The sequence below is a fragment of the Bacillus sp. JJ1521 genome, from assembly GCF_036965165.1.
Lineage (GTDB): Bacteria > Bacillota > Bacilli > Bacillales > Bacillaceae_L > Ferdinandcohnia.
This window is the reverse complement of record NZ_JBALOX010000131.1, coordinates 1-3,986: the sequence shown is the minus strand read 5'-3', so window position 1 is coordinate 3,986 and position 3,986 is coordinate 1. Positions and strand designations below refer to the sequence as shown.

Sequence of the window (3,986 nt, the reverse complement as noted above, 5' to 3'; positions counted from 1 at the left end):
CTCGAAAAAAGACAATACTGTGTTAAAAAAAATTGAGAGAGCTGCAAATCATTGCTATGGATTGGTTGACTGGATTAAGGTCAGTATCAGTATTGACACATCCTAACCAATTTCATTCTCTGTGGTGAAGCGCTGATTTTGCGCTTCATGGATGGCTAACGGGTTCGTTAATCCAGCAGGATTAACCGCCTTTATTGTTGGATTCCTTCTTGAACAAACGGAGCAGGTTAATAATAATTCGAACCCACTCCTGCTCGGTAATTGGGGAATGGGTCCTTTGCTTATTGCTTATGTAGTGTATTAATCTAAAACTAGATGCAATAAAGCATGTGAATTTTAAATCCTCGTCTAATATATAAAATATGGTACCAGAGGAATAGCACAAACCACCTGCTACTAATAATACTAAAACGTAGAATGCAGGTGAAGAGCAAACAGGTTTCCAATTCAGGAACATCAGACCATTAATACATAGATTACAAAACTGGACGAAAATGTAGTAACTTTTAAGTCATCTTACCAGATGAGAATCCTATTGAGGATTCAGTAGAGTATGAGAAAATCTCCAAAAAAAAATTGCGTAAGATTATATAACTATATATAAATACGAAGGTTAACTTTAGAGGTGGTAGGATAACTAATACAACATATGATCAAGTTACGAGAAATATAGCATGTATGAGTCAAATTGCTGCTAATCAAAGAATAGATGATGAAAAATACAACGTAATTTTTAGGCACAAGGTTGAATAGGAATACCAAATATAATATTCTATTCACCAAATAGGAAAAATTAAAAACTCATTTTGATACATTATGATGAACCGTATCATAAAATGAAGCAGTTTTAATTAAAATTTCAATGTAATAGCAAAATAAAAAAAGGTAGATACAATTCAATTTAGACTGAGCTGTAACTACCTATTTATTTGAAAATTATTAATACTGTGCACATTTCGAGGGAAACATTGCTAGTGTTATGATGTACTCCCTTTGTGATGAAATCTATTTACAGCAATACCTATATAACCAATTCCTCCTAAGATAGATAAAATGCCCCCATAAACTCTCTAGCTGCCTTCCTGATCGGTACTGTTCCCAAAAAAGATATGCTTGCCTATAATGAAAGTACATTCTCATCGTTCCGTACCAAACCAGCGATATTTCTACGCAATATACCAGATTCGAAGTACAACCTGGACACCCAATCGTAACCCATTAAGTACTATTGGCATAATTTTTATGAAGAAGAGTTCGTGCATTATACCAATAACCTACATTAATGTAATAAAATTTCTGCTTGGATTAATAAAAAACATACAAAGAGTTAATATTCCATTTACAATTATCTGGTTTAATTGAACAGTAAGCTATTAATCTATTAGGAGGAATTATTAATGATTAATAAGAAACTTGTAAAAAAAGGGGCTACTTTAGCACTTGCTTTAGCTATTACTATTCCAGCCGTAACACCGGCATTTGCGGCTTCTCAGAATAACAATAAAATAGAATCTGTTAGATTTAATGGTATGGAAGCACCTGCTACTATTGATGAAATGGTAAAAACATATACAAATGCAACAGTTGATGTGAAATATATCAATGGAAAAGTAAAAACATTTCCACTGACTTACAACTACCTATTTAAATCAGAAGATAAGGTAGCAACAGTTAAAAATGAAAAAATTCCTGCGGGTACACCCATTGATGTAAATGGAAATCCAATTAAGGATCCTAGTGGCACAAACGGAGAATACTTTGTCTCTGATGCTCCGGATTCAAACAGCTTATTAATGCCTATTAACGGAAAACTTTATATGGTTACACACTATGAATATCAAACTATTGATGCTGCTGGTAAATCAGCATATGGTTTAGTTCCAGCATCTATGTCTTTAACTGAATTGGAGCAGGACAAAAAAACAGGTGAACTTAAACCTGTAAATGTAGAAAAAATTGATTTTTCAGCTGTAAATGGACTTTGGATTCCATGTAACGGATCATTATCACCATGGAATACACATTTAGGTTCTGAAGAGTACGAACCAGATGCACGTCTCTTCTTAAACCCAACTTCGAAAGTAAGAAGTCAAGTTGAAACATTCGCTCAATTCTATTTCGGAGATAAAACAAAGGCTAATCCTTATTTCTATGGCTACACTCCTGAAATTACAGTAGGTAAGAATGGTAAAACATCTGTTGTAAAACATTACAGTACAGGACGTTTCTCACATGAGTTAGCTAAAGTAATGCCTGATAACAAAACTGTTTTCTACGGTGATGATGGTGGCAATACAGGAATGTTTATGTATGTAGCTGACAAGGAAAAAGATTTATCATCAGGTACACTCTATGCAGCAACATTTAAACAAACAGGTACTGAAAACGGTGGTTCAGGAGATTTACAATGGATTAATTTAGGACATGCAACGGATAAAGAAGTGAAAGATATTATTGATAGCGGCATTACATTCAATGATATTTTTGAAACTTCAGATGCTCCTAAAGAAGGTTTTACAGCTATTAAAACCTACTCAAATGAAGGAAAAGTTGAGTACCTAAAACTTAAACCTGGCAAAGAAAAAGCAGCAGCCTTCCTTGAAACTCGCCGTTACGCTGCTATGCTTGGTGCGACTACAGAATTTAACAAAATGGAAGGTATCGCACTAAACGAAAAGGATAAAAAAGTATATATTGCAATTTCCGATCAAAGTAAGTCAATGGAAAAAGATTCAACAGGAAAAGATCCAGCAGACCATATTCAACTACCAAAAATTAAAGCTGGTGTAACCTATCAATTAGACTTGCGTGGCGGCCAAAAAGATAGCAATGGAAATGCTATTAATAGCTCGTATGTAGCACCATCCATGTCTGGATTGGTAGTAGGGGAAGACCTTCCTGCAGCTGATGCATATGGAAACACAGCAAATGTAGATAAAGTAGCTAGTCCAGATAACTTAAGTTACTCCGAAGCAATGAGAACACTCTTTATTGGTGAAGATAGTGGTGCTCACACAAATAACTTCGTTTGGGCTTATAATGTTGATACGAAAGAATTAGATCGTATTTTATCTGTTCCAGCAGGAGCGGAAGCAACTGGATTATTTGCTGCTGATGACCGCAATGGATTCTCATATATTTTCAGTAATTTCCAACATCCTGGTGATGAAGTAAATGGTAAGTCAATTACAGCTGTTAATAAAGAAGAACTACTTAAAGCTATTGACGAACAAATTGGTATTAATAAAACAGGCGGTATCGGTTATATCTCTGGTATGCCATCTGTAACAAAAATGCCAAAAAATAAATAAGGTAACTAATTCTTCAACATCAATTATTGATAAAACAGAAGCTAATTAAGTAAAGAAATTGTATATTAATGAAAAATACATGCCGCAGAAAAAAGCTGATAAAAATGGAAAATAATATACAAATTCACTTAGATATAAGTGCCTGTCACCACCCGCTTTTTGTCGAATTCATTGACATTATTCGGTGAGTAGCAGGCACTGTTTTTTTATTAGTTTCCAGATTGTATATTTTTGTAAATAAACTGCTGGTTAAATAGGTGAAGTGAACCGTATCATAAATAGAGGCAAAAAAGTTGTATATAAAGTGGGATTTTGTCTTTTGAATCTGATACCCGCTTGTTGGTAAAGTAAATGGATAAGAGTAAACGTTTTAGTTATGTTGATCTCGGTAAAATCAAATTGCAATAACCTAAGAGCTTAGAAAAAGCTCTTAGGTTATTTTTAATTTAAAAAGGGGAAAGCAGCCGCTCTAGCTTATTTAAAGTTGGATAAAATTGGAGTTCTTAGAACAGAAGTTATATGAACTTGGTTTATATTGCGTTAATCCAAAAAAAGGATTAACGTTTATTTTTTTACTAGCATGCAGATCTAACCAAATGTTTTAAATTTAATTGTTAGAGTAATCATTCAATCAAGGATAGGCGTATAATTTCATTTCATAGTACAAAAGTAGTG

At 33.7% G+C, this 3,986-nt stretch carries 1 protein-coding gene; it reads left to right on the top strand.

Annotated elements, in window-relative coordinates; all coding sequences use genetic code 11:
• The first annotated feature begins 1,397 nt into the window (after positions 1 to 1,397).
• Entirely contained in the window at positions 1,398 to 3,311 is a 1,914-nt protein-coding gene (locus tag V7147_RS17270; protein WP_335369074.1) for a PhoX family protein, read from the top strand.
• The last annotated feature ends 675 nt before the right edge of the window (positions 3,312 to 3,986 follow it).

Coding starts and splice junctions, on each gene's coding strand:
- V7147_RS17270 (WP_335369074.1), top strand. CDS start 1,398: ATGATTAATAAGAAACTTGTAAAAAAAGGGGCTACTTTAGCACTTGCT.